This window comes from Lysobacter sp. DMC104 (genome assembly GCF_056313665.1).
This window is the reverse complement of the sequence record NZ_JBQUZW010000005.1, coordinates 115704-133610: the sequence shown is the minus strand read 5'-3', so window position 1 is coordinate 133610 and position 17907 is coordinate 115704. Positions and strand designations below refer to the sequence as shown.

Here is a 17907-nt window from a genome sequence, read left to right as displayed (position 1 = left end):
CGGGGGCGTGCGGGGATGATACTGCGGGGCCTTTGGCCCGGCGGGCATGCACGATGACCGACAGGATGTACCCGGTGTGCCTGCGTGCCCGCGGTGCCGAGCACTGGTTCGCGTGGCGGCATGCCGACGACCCGGAGTACGCGATCGTGCACGATGCGGACGGCGTGCTGTGGTCGTCCACGTTGCCGGGGCTCGTTGCGGCATGGCGTGCGGGACATCCCCGAGTCGACATCGATTCCGACGTCACGATCGTCGATCTGGATGCGCTGATCGCAGGCCTGCGCTCGACCGATGCGCCGGACTTCGAAGCACTGCTCAATGCCCTGAATCTGCTCGATGACGTCGCGCGCGCCTGCAGCGCCACGGGCCAGGCCGCCGCATTCGGAGGCATCCGCACGCGACTGGAACTCTACGATGTCGTGTTCTCGCAGACCGGCGCAGGCGAGATCGTCGATGTTCCCGTGCAGTCGATGACGGCCGCGGACCGGCGGGTGCTGGCCGACTGGCTGCAAACGGGCGTGGAGATGGTGCGTGCCATCACGACCCGTCGATTGAACTGAGGCGATGAGGCCTGTCGTGATCGTGCCGGATTCAATCCGGTTTCACCTGATCCTGCGTTGCACCGTCCCGTTCCAGCGGCCGGGACTCGAACAGCGCGCGGATCACGGGCGTGGAAAGCGTTGCACTGAGGATGATCTGGTCCGTGACGACGTCGTAATAGGTGGAGCCGACGCCCTTGTAATGCGGCGCCCACTTTCGCCAGTCGATGGCGCCGACGTCGCGCAGCGCGCCCGCGCTCCGGTTGAAGCTGTCCGACAGGATCAACACGAGGGCGCCCCGGATCTCGTCGTCGGTCGGCGTCCTCGTCGTTGGCTGGACGCGAACACCCTCCTCGCCTGACTTGCACGAGGGCGGGATCATGCCATCGACTGCCTCGCTCGCAGCCATGAGGTGCTGACGGACGTCTCGTGCGGCGGCATCCCGGAACGGGTCAGCCAGTGCGCCGCGATACCACCACAGCGCACCGCACAGGCAATACAGCGACATCGATGCCGGGAAATTGGCATCGCGATAGATCGGATTCCCGGCCAGCGTGTGGTACAGCACGTAAACGGTGTCGACGGTGAATACCGCTGGCACCAGTGCGCCCGCGATGCGCAGCCACCAGTATGGGGCCCGGTAACGCAGTGCGTTGGCGATCGTGAAAACCGTCCAGGGTGCGAACAGGTACGTCAGGATGCCCATGATCAGGCTGACGCCGATGTCCCAGTCGCCGATCTCGTAATGCGTGGCGCCGTACAGCAGCCATGCCATGCCGACAGCGAAACTGAGCAGTTTCCACGGCCGGAACAGTTCACGTCGCCAATGGCGATCGGGCCAGAAGGGCGCCAGTGGGTCGAAGATGCGGGAGCCCGGTATGCTCACTGCCACCCGTACCGCACGATATGGAAGAAGATCGGCGCGGCGAACACGACGGAGTCGAGGCGGTCGAGGATGCCGCCGTGGCCTTCGATCATGTGGCCCCAGTCCTTCACGCCCCTGTCCCGTTTGATCGCGGACATCACGAGGCCGCCGAAGAAGCCCATCAGGCAGATCACGAAGGCGACCATCGCGGCTTCGAGCGCGGTGAACGGGGTGATCTTCCACATGGCGGCGCCGAGGACGGTGGCGCTGGCGACGCCGCCGATCAGGCCTTCCCAGGTCTTCGACGGCGACAGTGCGGGCGCGACCTTGTGCTTGCCCAGCAGCTTGCCCCACACGTACTGCAGCACGTCGCTGCCCTGCACCACGATCACCAGGAACGCGATCAGCAGCAGGTTGTGGCCCTGGTAGCCGGGGATGTTCAGCGTCATCAGCGCCGGCACGTGCGACAGGCAGAACACGCAGATCATCAGGCCCCACTGCACCTTGGACGCGCGTTCGAGGAAGCGCGTCGTGTCGGCGCCCAGCGCGGCGAAGATCGGCAGGACCAGGAACGCGTACACCGGGATGAAGATCGCGTACAGCCCGTACCACTCGATCCACACCAGTGCGTACTGCACCGGCAGCGCGACGAAGAACGCGAGCAGCAGCACGAGGTGGTCGCCGCGGCGCGTGTAGCACAGCGTGATGTACTCGCGCAGCGCGAAGAACGACAGCGCACCGAACAGCACGATCACGCCGGCCTTGCCGATCCAGAACGCCGTCGCCAGCACCGCGACCATCCACCACCACGCGCGGATGCGGCTGTTGAGGTTGTCGATGACCGCGTGCGGTTCCTCCGGCGCGAGGCGCAGCTTCAGCACCCAGCCGATGATCGACGCGATCGTCAGCACGACCACCGCGCCGGCGAAGATCGGCAGTGCGTACAGCGACGGGAACGGGTTCTGCATCACGCGGGCTCCACGGGGTCTGGCGAAGGAACAGCAGGGGACGGATCGATGGGATGCAGCGCGTCGAACGGCGCCGCGTCGCTGGGCGCATCGGCCTCTGGATCCTCGGGACGCAGCGCGAGCAGCGCGTCGCGGGCGCGTGCGAGGAACGCGGCCTTGTTCTCGCCATCGCCGAGACGCAGCGGAGGGCCGAACGTCACGGTGCACAGCAGCGGCAGCGGCAGCGGTTCGCCCTTGGGCATCACCCGCGCGAGATTGTTCATCCACACCGGCACCAGCTCCGCCTGCGGGCAGCGCGCGGCGAGGTGGTAGAGGCCGCTCTTGAACGGCAGCAGCAACGCGTCGGTGACGTTGCGCGTGCCTTCGGGGAAGAGGATCAGCGAATCGCCGGCCGCGAGCGCGTCGGCCATCTGCGCGATCGGATCGGGGCTGCCTTCGCGGCGTTCGCGATCGATCAGCACCGCGCGGAACACGCGGCCGCCGACGTAGCGGCGCAGCGCATCGCGGTTCCAGTAATCGGCGCCTGCCACCGGCCGCGTGCGTCGGCGCAGCCACGGCGGCAGCGACGCCCACAGCAGCACGAAATCGCCGTGGCTGCTGTGGTTGGCGTAGTAGATGCGCAGCGACGCGGTGGGCCGCACGCCGCGCCAGTACGCCTGTGCGCCGGTCAGCAGACGGATGAAGCCGATGAAGGCGCGGGCGACGAGACGTTCGAGCATGTGCGTCAGCCCTTCGTCGCCGCTTCGCGCAGCCCGTTGCGCACGCGCCGTGCGATCGTCCATGCGACCAGCACGCACAGCGCGGGCGCGAGCCACGCGACCCACGCCGGCAGCGCGCCCGCGAGGCCGAACCACAGGCCGAGCGCGCCGAGCACGAACGCGCGGTCGCTCTTGCCCATCGGACCGTCGTAACGGCGGCTCGCGCCGACGGTGACGCCCAGCGCGCCGGCGAATTCGCTCAGCGCCGCGAGCAGCGCCAGCGCCGCCAGCCACAGCGGGCCATGTCCCTGCGCGAACGGTGCGATCGCGGCGAACGGCAGGATCAAGGCCGCATCGGCGATCACGTCGGTGAGTTCGTTGAGGTACGCGCCGAGTTTCGATTGCTGGCCGAATTCACGCGCGAGCATGCCGTCGATCGCGTTCAGCGCCATGCGCAGGAACAGCCACAGCGGCAGCAGCAGGAAGGCGCGCGGCGGCACCGGGGCGAGGAACAGCCACAGGCCGAGTGCGATCGACACCGCGCAGGCGGCCAGCGTGACCTGGTTGGCGGTGACGCCGGCCGCGAACAGGCCGCGCACGAGCGGCCGCAGCAGGGCCTGGAACTTCGGCTTCAGGGCGTAGATCGACATGCACGCATGATTCCATACCGTGGCGTCCGTTGTCCCCGGTTCACGACGGCCATCACGCCGGCATGCGCATGAACGTGGCGATTCGACGAAGGTCGTGTTGCGGCGCGCCGACCATACGCATTCGAACGGATGGCAAACGTCATTCGCCGCCCCCATCATGCCTCCCATCCTCTTTCCGGCGTCTGCCCATGCCCGCGTCCCTGCTCGACTTTCTCTCCGGCGGTCTGTTCCAGATCGGCTGGGGCGAATGGCTCGTGTACCTCCTCGTCGTCCTGCAAATCACCATCTTCGCCGTCACGCTGTACCTGCATCGCAGCCAGGCGCACCGCGGCGTGGATTTCCATCCGGTGCTGAACCACTTCTTCCGTTTCTGGACGTGGCTGACCACGTCGATGATCACGAAGGAATGGGTTGCGATCCATCGCAAGCACCACGCGAAGTGCGAGACGGAGGAAGACCCGCACAGCCCGATGACCCGCGGCATCGGCACCGTGCTGTGGCGTGGCGCCGAGCTGTATCGCGAAGCCCGCCGCGACCGCGCGTCGATCGCGCAGTACGGCAAGGGCGCGCCGGACGACTGGATCGAGCGGCATCTCTACACGCCGTACGCGAACTGGGGCCCGATCGTGCTGTTCGCGATCAGCCTCGCGCTGTTCGGCTTCAAGGGCGTGGCGGCGTGGGCGATCCAGATGGCGTGGATCCCGATCTGGGCCGCCGGCGTGATCAATGGTCTGGGTCACTGGTGGGGCTATCGCAACTTCGAGACCACCGACACCGCGACCAACCTCACGCCGTGGGCGGTGTGGGTGGGCGGCGAGGAACTGCACAACAACCACCACGCGTTCCCGAGCTCGGCCAAGTTCGCGCTGCGCAAGTGGGAGTTCGACATCGGCTGGGCGGCGATCAAGGCGCTGGAAGCCGTGGGCCTGGCGAAGGTGCTGCGCGTCGCGCCGTCGCTGGACGTGCGCCCGAACATCCCGGTGCCCGACACCGATACGCTGAAGGCGCTGCTGGCGATGCGTTTCCAGGCGATGACGGACTACCAGCGCAACGTGCTGAAGCCGGCGCTGCAGGAAGAAGCGCGCATCGCCGGCGAGAAGTTGCGCGCGCTGCTGCCGCGCAAGCTGCGCAAGGGCATCGTCGACGACGGCCGCTGGCTGAAGCCGGACGCGCGCGAACAACTGCGGCAGTGGGTGGCGCAGCGTCCGCGCATCGGCACGCTGATCGAATTCCGTGCACGCCTCGCCGCGGTGCTCGAAACGCGCAGCCAGAACGCGTCCGACACGCTGCTGGCGTTGCAGCAGTGGTGCCGCGAGGCCGAGGCCAGCGGCATCCAGGCCTTGCAGGCGTACTCGCTGCGGATGAAGGGTTACGCGCTGCAACCCGTCCGCGCCTGAGGCGCGCCGCGACGGGCTTTCCGGTGCGCGGCGCTTGCCGCGTTCCGCGCACGGGTGCTACGGTCGGGCTCCGCGACGTCGTCGCGGGTCCGATGTTCCCCCGCCACGGATCGGTGTCCATGCCGCCAAGGAAAGATCTGTTCGTCCACATCGCCCTGCTTGCCGCCTGCGCGCTCGTCGTGCTGCTGGCGGTGCAGAAGCGCAGCGTCCAGGACGACTACGACAAGCTCGCGCTCGCCGGATTGCAGCCGCAGGTCGGCACCTGGGTCCCGGCCACCGAAGGCCGCACTGCCACCGGCGAGCGGCTGATGCTCGGGCAGGCAGCGCACCGCCTGCAGGTCCTTTATTTCTTCGATCCCGATTGCGTCGTGTGCAAGGCGACGGCACCGACGGTGCGCGAGCTTGCTGCTGTGTTGGCGCGCGGCGAAGCGCCCGGCGTCGATCTCTACGGCGTCACCGCCAGCGTCGATGCCACGCAGCCCGCGTATGCGCACGCGCAGGGTTTCGATTTCCCGATCGCGTATTCCACGTCGAAGATCCGCGCGTTGTTCAGCGTGAGCATCGTGCCGCTGACGATCGTCGTGGATGGCGACAGCCGCGTCGTGTACGCGCACGCCGGCAAGCTCGACCGCACGGAAGCGGCCACTCTCCTCTCCGCCGTGCGCCTCCCGGGAAGGAAGGCGGCGGGACACACACCCTGAAGGAACTCCACATGAAAGCCATGAAGCACTGGAAGAACGCCCTGCTCGCCCTCGCCGTCGTCGGCGCCCTGAGCTTCGGCGCCGTGCAGGCCGCCGGCGGCACCAACCCTGATACCGGCTGCGCGACCAAGGCCGGTTGCAAGTACGGCGGCGGTCGCGTCGGCTGCTGCCAGCTGCCCTGATCGACCCCGTTCGGTCCGGAGGTCGCCAGATGGCGGCCTCCGGGCCGTGCCCTGACGGGCTTGCATCGCCCGGTGCGAGTGCGCACCCTGCGCGCATGCCTGCCCGCCCGAGCCTGTCGATCATGCTGCCGTCGGTGCTTGTCGCCTGTGCATTGGCGACCGGCGCCGCCACCGCGCAGACCCTGCGCGTGACCGTGCCGCCTGCCGGTACTCCCGTCGCCACGCCCGCGCCCGCCGTGGTTCCGGCGCCGCCTCCGCCGCAGCGCAGCGGCGACTATCTCGGCCGCATGGACACCGATGGCGATGGCCGGGTGTCCCCGACCGAATACCAGGACTGGCTGAGCTACGCCTTCGACGGCATGGACCGCGACCACGACGGCGTGCTGAGCCCGGCCGAACAGCCCGGCGGCCGCGGCGAACCGATCACCCGCGACACCCACCGCGCCCGGCTGGCGGAACGCTTCCGTCGCCAGGACGTGGACCGCAGCGGTTTCCTCGACGCGAAGGAGTTGGCGGCACCGCCGCAGGGCAAGTGAGCGCCGGTGCGGCGGGCGGTCGCGTCGTTACATCGCCACGCCGCTCGGCGGGGCGGTGGCGGCGCCGGCAGTGGCGTCGGTCGGGCCGAGCAGGCCCTTCCAGGCGTGGTACATCGCGCCGGACAGGAAGCAGGCGAAGAAGCCGTTGGTGATCGCCTGGCCGGCCAGCACCGCCACGTCGCCGAGGATCAGGCCGAGGGTGCCGACCGCCAGCCCCAGGCCGATCGCGGCGGCGAACAGCACCACCACGCCCAGCACCAGGAACACGATCACCGCCGCCGGGTTGCGCAGGCAGGCGCCGAAGCTGCGCTTCATCGCGGCCAGCAGGCGCACGTCGCCGAACAGCATGTCGGGGATGACGGTCAGCGTGAGCAGGGTCGAGAACACGCCGATCACGATGACGAGCAGCAGCCACACCAGCATCCGGCCGGCGGGCAGGTCCATGAACAGCTTCGGGTCGACCTGGCCGCCCTTCTGCGCCTCGGCCTGCAACTTGGCCATCAGCGCGGCCAGCTTTTCCAGGTTGTCCATGCCCACGATGGCCACCAGCAGCACCATGCACAGCATCAGCACCAGCACCTGCGGGATGAGGGTGGTGACTACCCGGCCGGCCTTGCCGGTGCGGAAGGCGGCCATCAGGTGCGCCGGCGTGGCACCGCCGCCGTGGTCGACCTCGTGCGCGGCGAAGATCATGCCGGCCAGCAGCAGCGGCCCCAGCAGCATCATCACGGCCTGCAACGGCGCGGCGGCCCCGGGCGCGGCGGTCGTGCCGAGTACTGTCGCCAGCCACAGCCCGGCATAGATCGCGCCCAGTGCGCCGAACCCGGCAGGCGACCGCTTCAGCAGCCGGAAGGTGGCCAGCAGCCATTCCGCGCCGGCGGACGCCGGCACCTTGCGCATGTCCATGCAGATCCTCTCGCTCGTCGAATCGGGTGTCGTGAATCGGGTGTCGTGGCGACGTGTCAGTGGCCGCGCAGCGTCGCCGCGTGGCGCACGAACCGGCGCAGCACCCCGCGGGCCTGCGGCGTCGGTTTCACTTCGCGGGCCATGCGCCGGTGGCACTGGCCTTCGCGTTCCAGCGCCTCGCGGCGGGCGTTCACGTAGCCGCGCATGTGGTCGACGCTGAATTCGGGGTGGAATTGCAGGCCCCAGGCGTGGTCGCGCCAGCGGAAGGCCTGGCAGGCGTCCTGGTCGGAACGGGCCAGCACGGTCGCGCCGTCCGGCGGCTGCAACACGCTCTGGAGGTGGCTGACCTGTACCTGGAACCGCGTCGGCAGCGGGCCGAACAGCGGGTCGGCGCCGGCGGGGTCGTGCAGGTCGATCGCGACCGTTCCCATCTCCCGGCCCTGCGGGTTGTAGTCGACCCGGCCGCCGAGGGTGTGCGCCAGCAGCTGGTGGCCGTAGCAGATGCCCAGCACCGGCGTGCGGGCGTCGAGGCCGTCGCGCAGCCACTCGGCGGTGCGCTCGCTCCAGTCGTGGCGGTCGGTGACCATCGAACTGGAGCCGGTCACGATGATGCCGGTGTAGTGCCGGTGCGACGGCAGCGCCTCGCCGGCCTCCACGTTCACGGCGTCGGCCTCGTCGGCCGACAGGCCGGCGGCGACCCGGATCCAGTGCGGGAACCGCCCGTGCCGGCGCAGGGTGGGAATGGGCTGTCCGGTTTCGACGATCAGGTAACGACGGGCGCGGCGAGGGGTCACGGCGGCAGGCGGGTGGGGTGTGCCGCTTATACTACCCAGTCCCCATACCGCGTGCCGTTCTCATGCAGGGACCGACCTTCCAGGAATTGATCCAGCGCCTCAACGCCTACTGGGCCGCGCAGGGCTGCGTCCTCATCCAGCCGCTCGATCTCGAAGTCGGTGCCGGCACCTTCCACCCGGCGACCTTCCTGCGCGCGCTCGGCCCCGAGCCCTGGAATGCCGCCTACGTCCAGCCCAGCCGCCGCCCCACCGACGGCCGCTACGGCGAGAACCCCAACCGGCTGCAGCATTACTACCAGTACCAGGTGGTGATGAAGCCCAACCCCGACAACATCGTCGAGCTGTACTTCGATTCGCTGAAGGCGCTGGGCATCGACCCGCAGGTCCACGACCTGCGCCTGGTCGAGGACAACTGGGAATCGCCGACGCTCGGCGCCTGGGGCCTGGGCTGGGAGGTGTGGCTCAACGGCATGGAAGTCACCCAGTTCACCTACTTCCAGCAGGCCGGCGGCCTGGAATGCAAGCCGGTGCTGGGCGAGATCACCTACGGTCTCGAACGCCTGTGCATGTACCTGCAGAACTGCGACAACGTCTACGACCTGGTGTGGACCGTCGGCCCGCAGGGCGTGGTCAGCTACGGCGACGTGTTCCTGCAGAACGAGCGCGAGCAGAGCGCGTACAACTTCGAGCACGCCAACGTCGAGGAGTTGTTCCACCGCTTCGACGCCTGCGAGAAAGAAGCGCTGAAGCTGGTCGAGCTCGGCCTGCCTCTGCCGGCCTACGACCAGGTCTGCAAGGCCAGCCACAGCTTCAACCTGCTCGATGCCCGCCGCGCCATCTCCGTGACCGAACGCCAGCGCTACATCCTGCGCGTGCGCAACCTCGCCCGCTCGGTGGCCGAGGCCTACCACGCCCAGCGCGAGAAGCTCGGCTTCCCGGGCCTGAAGGACGAGGCCAGGCGCGCCGCGCTGGGCCTCGCCCCGCTGGGCGCGCAGGCGGCGGCGTGAGCGCCGCCGCGCCGCTGCTGATCGGCATGTTCGACTCGCCGTTCGTGCGGCGGGTGGCGGTGAGCATGGATCTGCTCGGCCTGCCGTTCGAGCATCGTGACTGGTCGGTGGGCAAGGACTTCGACCGCATCCGCGACTACAACCCGCTCGGCCGCGTGCCGGTGCTGGTGCCGGCCGACGGCGAGCCGCTGATCGAGTCGGCGATGATCCTCGAACACCTCGACGACGTGGTCGGCCCCGAGCGCGCGCTGATGCCGCCGTCGGGCCCCGATCGTCGCGCCGCGCTGCGCCTGATCGCCTTCGCCACCGGCGCGGTCGAGAAGGGATTGCAGGTGGTGATGGAGCGCGTGTTCCGCCCCGAGGCGCTGCACCACGCGCCGTTCGTCGAACGCTGCCGCACGCAGATGCGCGGTGCGCTGGGCGAACTGGAACGCGCGTGCGTGGCCGCGGGCGATCGCGAGTGGCTGGTCGGCGAACGCATGAGCCAGGCCGACATCACCCTCGCCTGCTTCGTCACCTACGTGCACGAAGCCGTGCCCGAACCGCTCGACGCGTATCCCGCCCTGCGCGCGCGCCATGCGCGCTATGAAGCGCTGCCGGTCTTCCGCCGCTACCACGCGCCGTTCTTCCAGCCCGACGCCACCGGGGTGCCGCGCGCATGAACCCGTTGCCCGAACGCCTGACGCCCGATCTCGTCTCCCGGCTCGGCGACTCGCCGCGCTTCCTCGAAGTCTTCAGCCACGGCAGCCTCGTCGCCGAACTGTACGCGCCGCGCGGGCACGACCTGCAGGCGGCGCACGCGCGCGACGAGGTCTACGTCATCATCGCCGGCACCGGAAAGTTCTTCTGCCACGGCGAAACCCGCGATTTCTGCCCCGGCGAACTGCTGTTCGTCCCGGCCGGCATGGACCACCGCTTTCTCGATTTCAGCGACGACTTCGCCACCTGGGTGATCTTCTACGGTCCCGAGGGCGGCGAAGCGCAGACAGGATTGACCCGATGACCCAGATGCTCCCCCTCCTCATCGAACTCGGCACCGAGGAATTGCCGGTCAAGGCGCTGCCCGGCCTCGCGCAGGCGCTGTTCGACGGCATCGTCGACGGCCTCGCCAAGCGCGGCGTCGCCTTCGATCGCGCGGGCGCGAAGCCGCTGTACACGCCGCGTCGCCTCGCCGTGCTGCTGCCCGGCGTTGCCGTCGAGCAGCCCGAGCAGCACAGCGAAGTGCTGGGCCCGTACCTCAACATCGCGCTCGATGCCGAAGGCAAGCCGACGAAGGCGCTGGAAGGCTTCGCCGCCAAGGCCGGCGTCGAGTGGACCGCGCTGGACAAGACCCGCGACCAGAAGGGCGAGCGCTTCGTCCTGCGCAGCGTGAAGCCCGGCGCGAAGACCGCCGCGCTGCTGCCGGACGTGCTGCGCGAGGCGCTGGCCGGCATGCCGATCCCCAAGCCCATGCGCTGGGGCGAACGCGACGTCGGCTTCGCGCGCCCGGTGCACTGGCTGGTGCTGCTGCTGGGCGATCAGGTCGTCGAAGGCGACGTGCTGGGCATCCGTGCCGACCGCATGAGCCGCGGCCATCGTTTCGAAGCGCCGAAGCCGGTGTGGATCGCCACGCCCGGCGACTACGTCGACGCCCTGCGCGCAGCGAAGGTGCTGGTCGATCCCGACGAGCGCCGCGCCCGCGTCGTCGCCGAAGTGGACGCCGCCGCGGCGAAGGCCGGCGGCACCGCGCGCAAGACCGACGACAACCTCGAACAGGTGCTGTGCCTGGTCGAATGGCCGAAGGCCGTGCTGTGCGCGTTCGAGCGCGACTTCCTGGCGGTGCCGCAGGAAGCGCTGATCGCGACGATGGAAGCCAACCAGAAGTTCTTCCCGGTGCTCGACGTCGCCGGCAAGCTCACCGAGCACTTCATCGGCATCGCCAACATCGAATCGAAGGACGAAAGCGAAGTCCGCAAGGGCTACGAACGTGTCATTCGCCCGCGCTTCGCCGACGCCAAGTTCTTCTTCGACGAAGACCTGAAGCAGGGCCTCGCGTCGATGAACGACGGCCTGAAGACGGTGACGTACCAGGCGAAGCTGGGCACCGTCGCCGACAAGGTCGCGCGCGTCGCCGCGCTGGCGGAAAGCATCGCCGCTGAAGTCGGCGTCGATCCGAAGCTCGCGAAGCGTGCGGCCGAACTCGCGAAGGCCGACCTGCAGTCGCGAATGGTCAACGAATTCCCGGAATTGCAGGGCATCGCGGGGCGTTATTACGCGATGCACGATGCGTTGCTGGACGATCTGTCGGCCGACGAACGCAAGCAGCTGGCGGATGCGATCGACGAAGCCTACATGCCGCGCTTCGCGGGCGATGACATCGCGCCGAGCAAGCTCGGGCAGGTGCTGGCGATCGCGGAACGGCTGGATACGCTGGCGGGCGGGTTCGCCGCGGGCCTGAAGCCGACGGGCAACAAGGATCCGTTCTCGCTGCGGCGCAATGCGCTGGGGTTGGCGAGGACGGTGATTGAGGGCGAGTTTGACTTCAACTTTGACTATCGCCTGTCAAAGGCGCTTACCAATTTCTTGCCACCTCCTCCTGGCCAAGCTGTTCATGATTTGGCGAACTTGTTGTCAGGAGAAAAGAAAGACGTAAACGAGCTTTTGTTCACTCCCGAATGGGATGCTGCACAAGATCAGCTAGCACGTCAGGCTGCAATTACTGCAGGAACAATGCTTGGTTTGTTTGAATTCACGCCAGACCGCCTCCGCGCCTACTACGCCGATCAAGGTGTGACCCCGCAGCAGTTCGAGGCCGTGGCCGCGCTGATGCGCCCGGTCGCGGCTCACGCCGCTCCCACAGGTGGGGCTGCGAGCAAATCCCAAGGCGTATCTTCCGGCGACGATTCGAATGCGACGACGTCTACTGTGGGAGCGACGGAAGTCGCGACGAACGCAGCGACGACCTCCGGCTCCCTCCTCGACTTCGACCGCCGCCTGCGCGCGATCGGCGAATTCGTGAAGCTGCCGGAAGCCGAGGCGCTGGCCGCGGCGAACAAGCGCATCCGCAACATCCTGAAGAAGGCCGACATCGCGATCCCGGCGTCGGTCGACGCCACGCTGTTCGTCGAGGACGCCGAACGCGCGCTGCACGACGTGGTCGAGCAGGCCATCGCCGACACCGATCCGCTGCTCGCGAACCGCGACTACGTTGCCGTGCTCGGCCACCTCGCGCGGCTGCGCCCGGAGGTCGACACCTTCTTCGACAAGGTGATGGTCAACGCCGACGATCAGGCCGTGCGCGCCAACCGCCTCGCGCTGCTGCAGCGCCTCGCCGACCGCCTCGGCAGCGTGGCTGCGATCGAGCATCTCTCGGTCTGATCCGCCGCGCCCCTCACCCGCCCTGCCGGGCACCCTCTCCCCGCGGGCGGGGAGAGGGATGGCCTCCGGCGAGCGACGCGGATCATCGGCCCCTTTCCCAACCCTTCTCCCGCATGGGGAGAGGGGCGTTGTCGCATGGGGTGGCGGCGCGGGTGCATGATCCCGTTGCCCGCCGTTCTCCGCTGTCAGGCATATCCCCCTTCCTGATCACTGGTGCGCCCATGTCCCGACTCGCCCTGTCCGTGCTGCTGGTCCTTGCCGTCGCCGCGCCCGCCTTCGCCGATGAGTCGAAGCCGTGGTCGCAGGTCCTGCTGGGCCAGCCCAAGGCTTCCGATCCGCGCCAGGAGTCGCTGGTGATGATCGCCATCGATGGAAAACGCGATTTCGATCCGGAAACCCTTTACCAGCTTGCCCCAGGCCGGCACGAGATCACGGTCGCCATCCAGCGCACCGACACCGCCGGGGCGCTGGTGGTGCAGACCCTCGCCATCGACATGCAGCCGTGCATGAACTACGAGCTGATCGGCCGGCGCACGCCCGGCACCAGCGACGACAACCGCCACTGGGCGCCGGAGCTGCGTGGGCAGACCCCGATCAAGCGCTGCCGGAAGAAGTTCGGCGACGCCGCCGTCGCGCCGGCGCCCTGAGGCACGCGCGCCAAGCACTCGACCCGGCCCATCTCCTTCTCCCCGCGCGCGGGGAGAAGGTGCCCGCAGGGCGGATGAAGGGCGACGGGCAGCCAATCGCCGAGCTTGCCGGAGGAAATCCGGCGACACACCCGCCAAACCTCCCCTGACACGGCACGCCGGACGCGCCCCCCGACCGCTTCCGCCCGACCGCATTTCCTTCTCCCCGCGCGCGGGGAGAAGGTGCCCGAAGGGCGGATGAGGGGCGGCGGGCCGCAGCCCGATAGCGCTGCCGGAAAAGGTTTGTCCGTGTGAGCCATGGGGCGTGCTCGTTGCCCGGGCTGTTGCAACGCCTCGCGGACCGCCTCGGCAATGTCGCCGCGATCGAGCATTTGTCGGTCTGATCCGTCGTGCCCCTCACCCGCCCTGCCGGGCACCCTCTCCCCACAGGCGGGGAGAGGGTGCCCGGCAGGCGCCCATGGTGCTTCCTTCAGCCCATCCGTTGCGCCACGTTGACGCGGGCCGTGACCGGGGCATGTCCGACCCGGCCCATCTCCTTCTCCCCGCGCGCGGGGAGAAGGTGCCCGCAGGGCGGATGAGGGGCGAAGCGGCGCAACCGGCTGGCGGCGCGCATGCCATACCGCTGCGACCGTGGCAAATGACGAGGCATAATATCGATATGCCTGCCGCCGCCCCTCTCCGCGCTCCCCGTCCGGCCAGCCTCGAAGCCTGGTTCGCTCCCTTCCGCGCCGGTGTCATCGGCCACGATCTGGTCGACCCGCGGGTGCAGGGCGACGGGCGCGTGGTCTACGCCGACTGGACCGCCAGCGGTCGCCTGTACCGGCCGATCGAGGACTACATCGCCGACGTGCTGGGCCCGTACGTGGCCAACACGCACACCGAGACCACGCTCACCGGCACGCGGATGACCCACGCCTACCACCAGGCGCAGGCGATCATCAAACGCCACTGCAACGCCGGCCCGAACGACGTGCTGATCGCGCAGGGCTCGGGCATGACCGGCGTGGTCAACAAGTTCCAGCGCATCCTCGGCCTGCGCATTCCCGAGCACGTGGCCGACCGCGTGGCGATGCGCGACGAGGAGAAACCGCTGGTGGTGCTCACGCACATGGAGCACCACTCCAACCAGACCAGCTGGGAGGAATGCGCGGTGCACGTGGAGATCCTGCCGCGTGCCGCCTGCGGTCGCCCGGACGTCGACGCGCTGCCGGGCATCCTGCGCCGCAACGCGCACCGGCCGCTGAAGATCGGCGCGTTCTCGGCCTGCTCCAACGTCACCGGCATCGCCACGCCGTACCACGAGATGGCCGCGATCATGCATGCCCACGGCGGTGTGTGCTTCGTCGACTTTGCGGCCTCGGCGCCGTACGTCGACATCGACATGCACCCGGCCGACCCGGCGCAGAAGCTCGACGCGGTGTACTTCTCGCCGCACAAGTTCCTCGGCGGTCCCGGCGCCAGCGGCGTGCTGCTGTTCGATGCCTCGCTGTACCGGCTGAAGGTGCCGGATGCCCCCGGCGGCGGCACCGTGGCGTGGACCAACCCGTGGGGCGGCCACCGTTTCGTCGACAACATCGAGGCACGCGAGGACGGCGGCACGCCGGGCTTCCTGCAGACCATCCGCGCGGCGCTGGCGGTCGAGGTCAAGGAAGCGATGGGCGTCGCCAACATCGAGGCGCGCGAGCGCGAACTGCGCGAGCTGTTCCTCGCCGAGCTGCGCAAGGAGCCGGGCATCCAGCTGCTGGAGCCGGAGCAGTGCGACCGCCTGTGCATCTTTTCGTTCTATTCGCTGGAGAAGCACCACAACCTGATCGTGCGCCTGCTCAACGACCGTTACGGCGTGCAGGTGCGTGGCGGCTGTTCCTGCGCCGGCACCTACGGCCACATCCTGCTGGCCGTGGACCCCGAGACCTCGCACCGGATCACCTGCCAGATCGATGCCGGCGACCTCAGCAACAAGCCCGGCTGGGTGCGGGTGTCGCTGCATCCGACCATGACCGACGCCGAAGTGGTCTACGTGGCCCGCGCCATCCACGAGGTGATGCGGCACTACGACACGTGGAAGGACGACTACGTCTTCGACACCGCCTCCGGCGAGTTCCGCCCGAAGGCCGGCGAGCCGCCGATGCCGGGGCTGGAGACGTTCCGGCCGGTCTGACCGCCAGGTCCGATCGCCGCGCCGCGCACCGCGGTCGTGCAAATCTGAAATGGAAGTCTCGGCGGGCTGTCATGCGGCGGGCCTAGAGTGATGGCGTTCCCGATGCTTCGAGGTGCCGTCATGCGACGTCGGAAGTCCCTCGCCATGCTGGCCGTGTCCTGTGCGTGTCTCCCCGTTCTCGCCCTTGCCGCCGACGGCCCCTGGGCCGAGATCAGCGTCGGTGGTCGGACCGACGCGAAGCTCGCGCAGTACGACGTGATGGTCGCCGTCATCGACGGCTCGATGGATTTCCCCGACCAGTCGGTCTACCGACTCGCGCCCGGCCGCCATGGCCTGCGCCTGGCCAGTTACAAGCGCGGCCCCAGCGGCGAGATGACCGCGCAGCCGTTCTCGGTGGACATGCAACCCTGCACCCGCTACGTGCTGGCCGCCGACCATTCGCACCCGGAACCCAACCGCAGCTGGCAGCCGCGCGTGCTGGCCTCCGAGCCGATTCCGAAGTGCATGAAGAAGTACGCCGACCAGCTGCCGCCGGCCACGGCGCCGGTGGCATCGAACGCGCCCTGATCCTGCGGGTCTGCGTCCCGCCGAGGCCGCGCACGATCGCGCGCGGCCTCGATTGCAAGATGAACGGCCGCCGCGTCATGCGGCCGGGGTGTCGCGGGCGGCGGTTATCCTGTCGCGATGCCGATCGCCCCTCGTCCCGTCGCCGCCGCCGTGTGTGTCCTGTGTTGCGGCGCGGCCCACGCGGCGACGATCGGCACCGTCGACGTCACCGGCCTCGATCCGGCGATGACCACGAACGTCCATGCCGCGCTGTCGCTGGAGGATGCGCAGGGCAAGGCGGTGTCGGATGCGCGCCTGGCCTATCTGCTGCGCGTGGCCGAAGACGAGGCCCGCGAGGCGCTGGAACCGTTCGGCCGCTATTCGCCGCAGATCACCATCGCCACCGTGCCCGCGTCGGTCGAAGGCCTCGCGCCCGAGGCCAAGGTCGACGTGCGCATCACGGTCGCGCCCGGCGAGCCGGTGCGCGTGCGCAGTGCGACGGTCGCCATCGAGGGCGAAGGCCATGACGACCGCTACCTGAAGCAGGAGCTGGACGCCTTCCAGCCGAAGGTCGGCGACGTGTTCGAGCACGCGACCTACGAGAAGAGCAAGGCGTTCATCACCCGCCGCCTCGCCGAGCGCGGCTATTTCGACGCCGATTTCCTCGCCCGTCGCGTCGAAGTGACCCGCGCCGAACGCGCCGCCGACATCGACCTGCGCTGGGACAGCGGCAACCGTTACGACATGGGCGAGGTGGTCTTCGACCAGGGCCCGAAGCCGGCGGTGCGCGACGCGCTGCTGCGTCGCTTCATCTACTGGAAGGAAGGGGAGTACTACCACCAGGGCCGCCTCGACCGCCTGCGCAAGTCGCTCGACGGGCTCGACTACTTCAGCCGCATCGACATCGAGCCGCGGCCCGAGGACGCCGTCGACGGCCGCGTGCCGGTGACCGTGCGGCTGACGCCGGCCAAGCGCAGCATCTACAGCCTCGGCGCCAGCTACGGCACCGAGAGCGGCGCCGGTGTGTCGATGGGCGTCGAGCGGCGCTATCTCAACTCGCGCGGCCACAAGGCGCTGGCGCAGCTGGACTACGCCGAGAAGCGCAAGACGCTGACCTTGCAGTACCGCGTGCCGGCGTTCGCGTGGCGCGACGGCTGGTACACCGCCGGCCTGCAGTTCGCCGACGAGCAGACCGACTACATCGACTCGCGACGGATGGAATTCGTCGGCAGCCGCAGCGGCCAGTACAGCCGCAACCTCAACCTCGTCGCGTCGATGCACGTGCTGCGCGAACGCTGGGCCTACCCGGCGCTGGCCGACGACGGCGGCGGCGCGCTGGCGCCGGTCCAGTACCGCTACGCCACTGCCACCTTCCCGGCGCTGGTCGCCGAATACGCGAACGTCGACGACCGCATCGCGCCACGCCGTGGTTTCGGTGGCGCGCTCACGCTGCGCGCCGGCGCCAGCGCGCTGGGCTCCGACGCCAACTTCGCCCAGGTGCACGTGCGCGGCAGCTGGTTCCGCGGCCTGGGCCCGCAGGACCGGCTGATCGTGCGCGGCGAACTCGGCCACACCTTCAGTGGCGCGCTGGTCGACATGCCGCCGAGCCTGCGCTTCTACGCCGGCGGCGACCGCAGCGTGCGCGGCTACGGCTACCGCGAGATCGGCCCGCGCATCGAGACCGACCGCGGCCTGTATTCGGTCGGCGCGAAGAACGTCGTCGTCGCCAGCGCCGAGTACGAGCGCTACTTCACGCCGACCTGGGGCGCGGCGGTGTTCGTCGACGGCGGCAGCGCCTTCGACGGCCGCATCGACCGCTGGCGCACCGGCGTCGGCATCGGCGTGCGCTGGAAATCGCCGGTCGGCCCGCTGCGCATCGACATCGGCCACGGCCTGGACGATCCGGATTCGAAGGTGACGCTGCACATCAACCTCGGCGCGGATCTCTGAGCCATG

The 17907-nt window shown here is 69.1% G+C and carries 18 protein-coding genes and 1 pseudogene; 13 read left to right on the top strand and 6 right to left on the bottom strand.

Annotated features, from left to right (window positions below; translation table 11 throughout):
• The first annotated feature begins 53 nt into the window (after window positions 1-53).
• Window positions 54-560: a hypothetical protein gene (locus tag ACT53R_RS08710; RefSeq protein WP_476171468.1), complete on the top strand. Its 507-nt coding sequence runs from the start codon at window positions 54-56 to the stop codon at window positions 558-560.
• A 31-nt stretch (window positions 561-591) separates the two neighbouring features.
• On the opposite strand, the gene ACT53R_RS08705 is transcribed toward ACT53R_RS08710, so the two are convergent.
• The 4 genes and pseudogenes from ACT53R_RS08705 to ACT53R_RS08690 all read right to left on the bottom strand — a co-directional run bounded on the left by ACT53R_RS08705 (window position 592) and on the right by ACT53R_RS08690 (window position 3720).
• Entirely contained in the window at window positions 592-1314 is a 723-nt protein-coding gene (locus ACT53R_RS08705) for a hypothetical protein (RefSeq protein ID WP_476171467.1), read from the bottom strand.
• Between the two features lie 107 nt (window positions 1315-1421).
• A complete protein-coding gene (locus ACT53R_RS08700; RefSeq protein ID WP_476171466.1) occupies window positions 1422-2372 on the bottom strand; it encodes a phosphatidate cytidylyltransferase in 951 nt (316 codons plus the stop codon).
• A gap of 86 nt (window positions 2373-2458) precedes the next feature.
• Window positions 2459-3091 (bottom strand): annotated as a pseudogene (locus ACT53R_RS08695) (lysophospholipid acyltransferase family protein); the annotation flags it as partial.
• 5 nt (window positions 3092-3096) lie between these two features.
• A complete protein-coding gene (locus ACT53R_RS08690; RefSeq protein ID WP_476171465.1) occupies window positions 3097-3720 on the bottom strand; it encodes a CDP-alcohol phosphatidyltransferase family protein in 624 nt (207 codons plus the stop codon).
• 188 nt (window positions 3721-3908) lie between these two features.
• Here ACT53R_RS08690 and ACT53R_RS08685 point away from each other — a divergent pair, with 188 nt between their 5' ends.
• From ACT53R_RS08685 to ACT53R_RS08670, 4 genes are all read left to right on the top strand, one after another.
• Window positions 3909-5117, top strand: a complete 1209-nt coding sequence (locus ACT53R_RS08685; protein WP_476171464.1) for a DesA family fatty acid desaturase — start codon at window positions 3909-3911, stop codon at window positions 5115-5117.
• Window positions 5118-5140: 23 nt separating this feature from the next.
• Window positions 5141-5818: a TlpA family protein disulfide reductase gene (locus tag ACT53R_RS08680; protein ID WP_476171463.1), complete on the top strand. Its 678-nt coding sequence runs from the start codon at window positions 5141-5143 to the stop codon at window positions 5816-5818.
• A gap of 11 nt (window positions 5819-5829) precedes the next feature.
• Window positions 5830-6000, top strand: a complete 171-nt coding sequence (locus ACT53R_RS08675; RefSeq protein WP_476171462.1) for a hypothetical protein — start codon at window positions 5830-5832, stop codon at window positions 5998-6000.
• A 95-nt stretch (window positions 6001-6095) separates the two neighbouring features.
• Window positions 6096-6536 carry an EF-hand domain-containing protein gene (locus ACT53R_RS08670; protein ID WP_476171461.1) on the top strand — a complete coding sequence of 147 codons (441 nt, stop codon included), beginning with the start codon at window positions 6096-6098 and terminating at the stop codon, window positions 6534-6536.
• A gap of 27 nt (window positions 6537-6563) precedes the next feature.
• Here the strand turns inward: ACT53R_RS08670 and ACT53R_RS08665 are convergent, their stop codons facing one another.
• Together ACT53R_RS08665 and ACT53R_RS08660 are read right to left on the bottom strand one after the other, a co-directional pair.
• The gene (locus ACT53R_RS08665) at window positions 6564-7442 is read right to left on the bottom strand and encodes a BPSS1780 family membrane protein (RefSeq protein ID WP_476171460.1); all 879 of its coding nucleotides are present in this window, start codon (window positions 7440-7442) and stop codon (window positions 6564-6566) included.
• A gap of 56 nt (window positions 7443-7498) precedes the next feature.
• Complete coding sequence (locus ACT53R_RS08660; RefSeq protein WP_476171459.1) at window positions 7499-8236, bottom strand: glutamine amidotransferase; 738 nt, start codon at window positions 8234-8236, stop codon at window positions 7499-7501.
• 62 nt (window positions 8237-8298) lie between these two features.
• Between ACT53R_RS08660 and glyQ the strand changes: the two genes are divergently transcribed.
• The 8 genes from glyQ (at window position 8299) to ACT53R_RS08620 (ending at window position 17901) form a co-directional block, all read left to right on the top strand.
• Window positions 8299-9243 (top strand): glycine--tRNA ligase subunit alpha, encoded by a 945-nt coding sequence (glyQ, locus tag ACT53R_RS08655; protein ID WP_476171458.1) that lies wholly within the window; start codon window positions 8299-8301, stop codon window positions 9241-9243.
• Window positions 9240-9905 carry a glutathione S-transferase family protein gene (locus ACT53R_RS08650; protein ID WP_476171457.1) on the top strand — a complete coding sequence of 222 codons (666 nt, stop codon included), beginning with the start codon at window positions 9240-9242 and terminating at the stop codon, window positions 9903-9905. The genes glyQ and ACT53R_RS08650 overlap by 4 nt, the downstream gene beginning before the upstream one ends.
• A complete protein-coding gene (locus tag ACT53R_RS08645) occupies window positions 9902-10246 on the top strand; it encodes a cupin domain-containing protein (protein ID WP_476171456.1) in 345 nt (114 codons plus the stop codon). The genes ACT53R_RS08650 and ACT53R_RS08645 overlap by 4 nt, the downstream gene beginning before the upstream one ends.
• Window positions 10243-12600 carry a glycine--tRNA ligase subunit beta gene (gene glyS, locus ACT53R_RS08640; RefSeq protein WP_476171455.1) on the top strand — a complete coding sequence of 786 codons (2358 nt, stop codon included), beginning with the start codon at window positions 10243-10245 and terminating at the stop codon, window positions 12598-12600. Before ACT53R_RS08645 ends, glyS begins: the two co-directional genes overlap by 4 nt.
• Window positions 12601-12821: 221 nt before the next feature.
• Window positions 12822-13247: a hypothetical protein gene (locus tag ACT53R_RS08635; RefSeq protein WP_476171454.1), complete on the top strand. Its 426-nt coding sequence runs from the start codon at window positions 12822-12824 to the stop codon at window positions 13245-13247.
• A 658-nt stretch (window positions 13248-13905) separates the two neighbouring features.
• On the top strand, window positions 13906-15405 hold the full coding sequence (locus tag ACT53R_RS08630) for an aminotransferase class V-fold PLP-dependent enzyme (protein ID WP_476171453.1): 1500 nt from the start codon (window positions 13906-13908) through the stop codon (window positions 15403-15405).
• 144 nt (window positions 15406-15549) lie between these two features.
• Window positions 15550-15972: a hypothetical protein gene (locus tag ACT53R_RS08625; RefSeq protein WP_476171452.1), complete on the top strand. Its 423-nt coding sequence runs from the start codon at window positions 15550-15552 to the stop codon at window positions 15970-15972.
• A gap of 117 nt (window positions 15973-16089) precedes the next feature.
• On the top strand, window positions 16090-17901 hold the full coding sequence (locus ACT53R_RS08620) for an autotransporter assembly complex protein TamA (RefSeq protein WP_476171451.1): 1812 nt from the start codon (window positions 16090-16092) through the stop codon (window positions 17899-17901).
• Window positions 17902-17907: the final 6 nt, after the last annotated feature.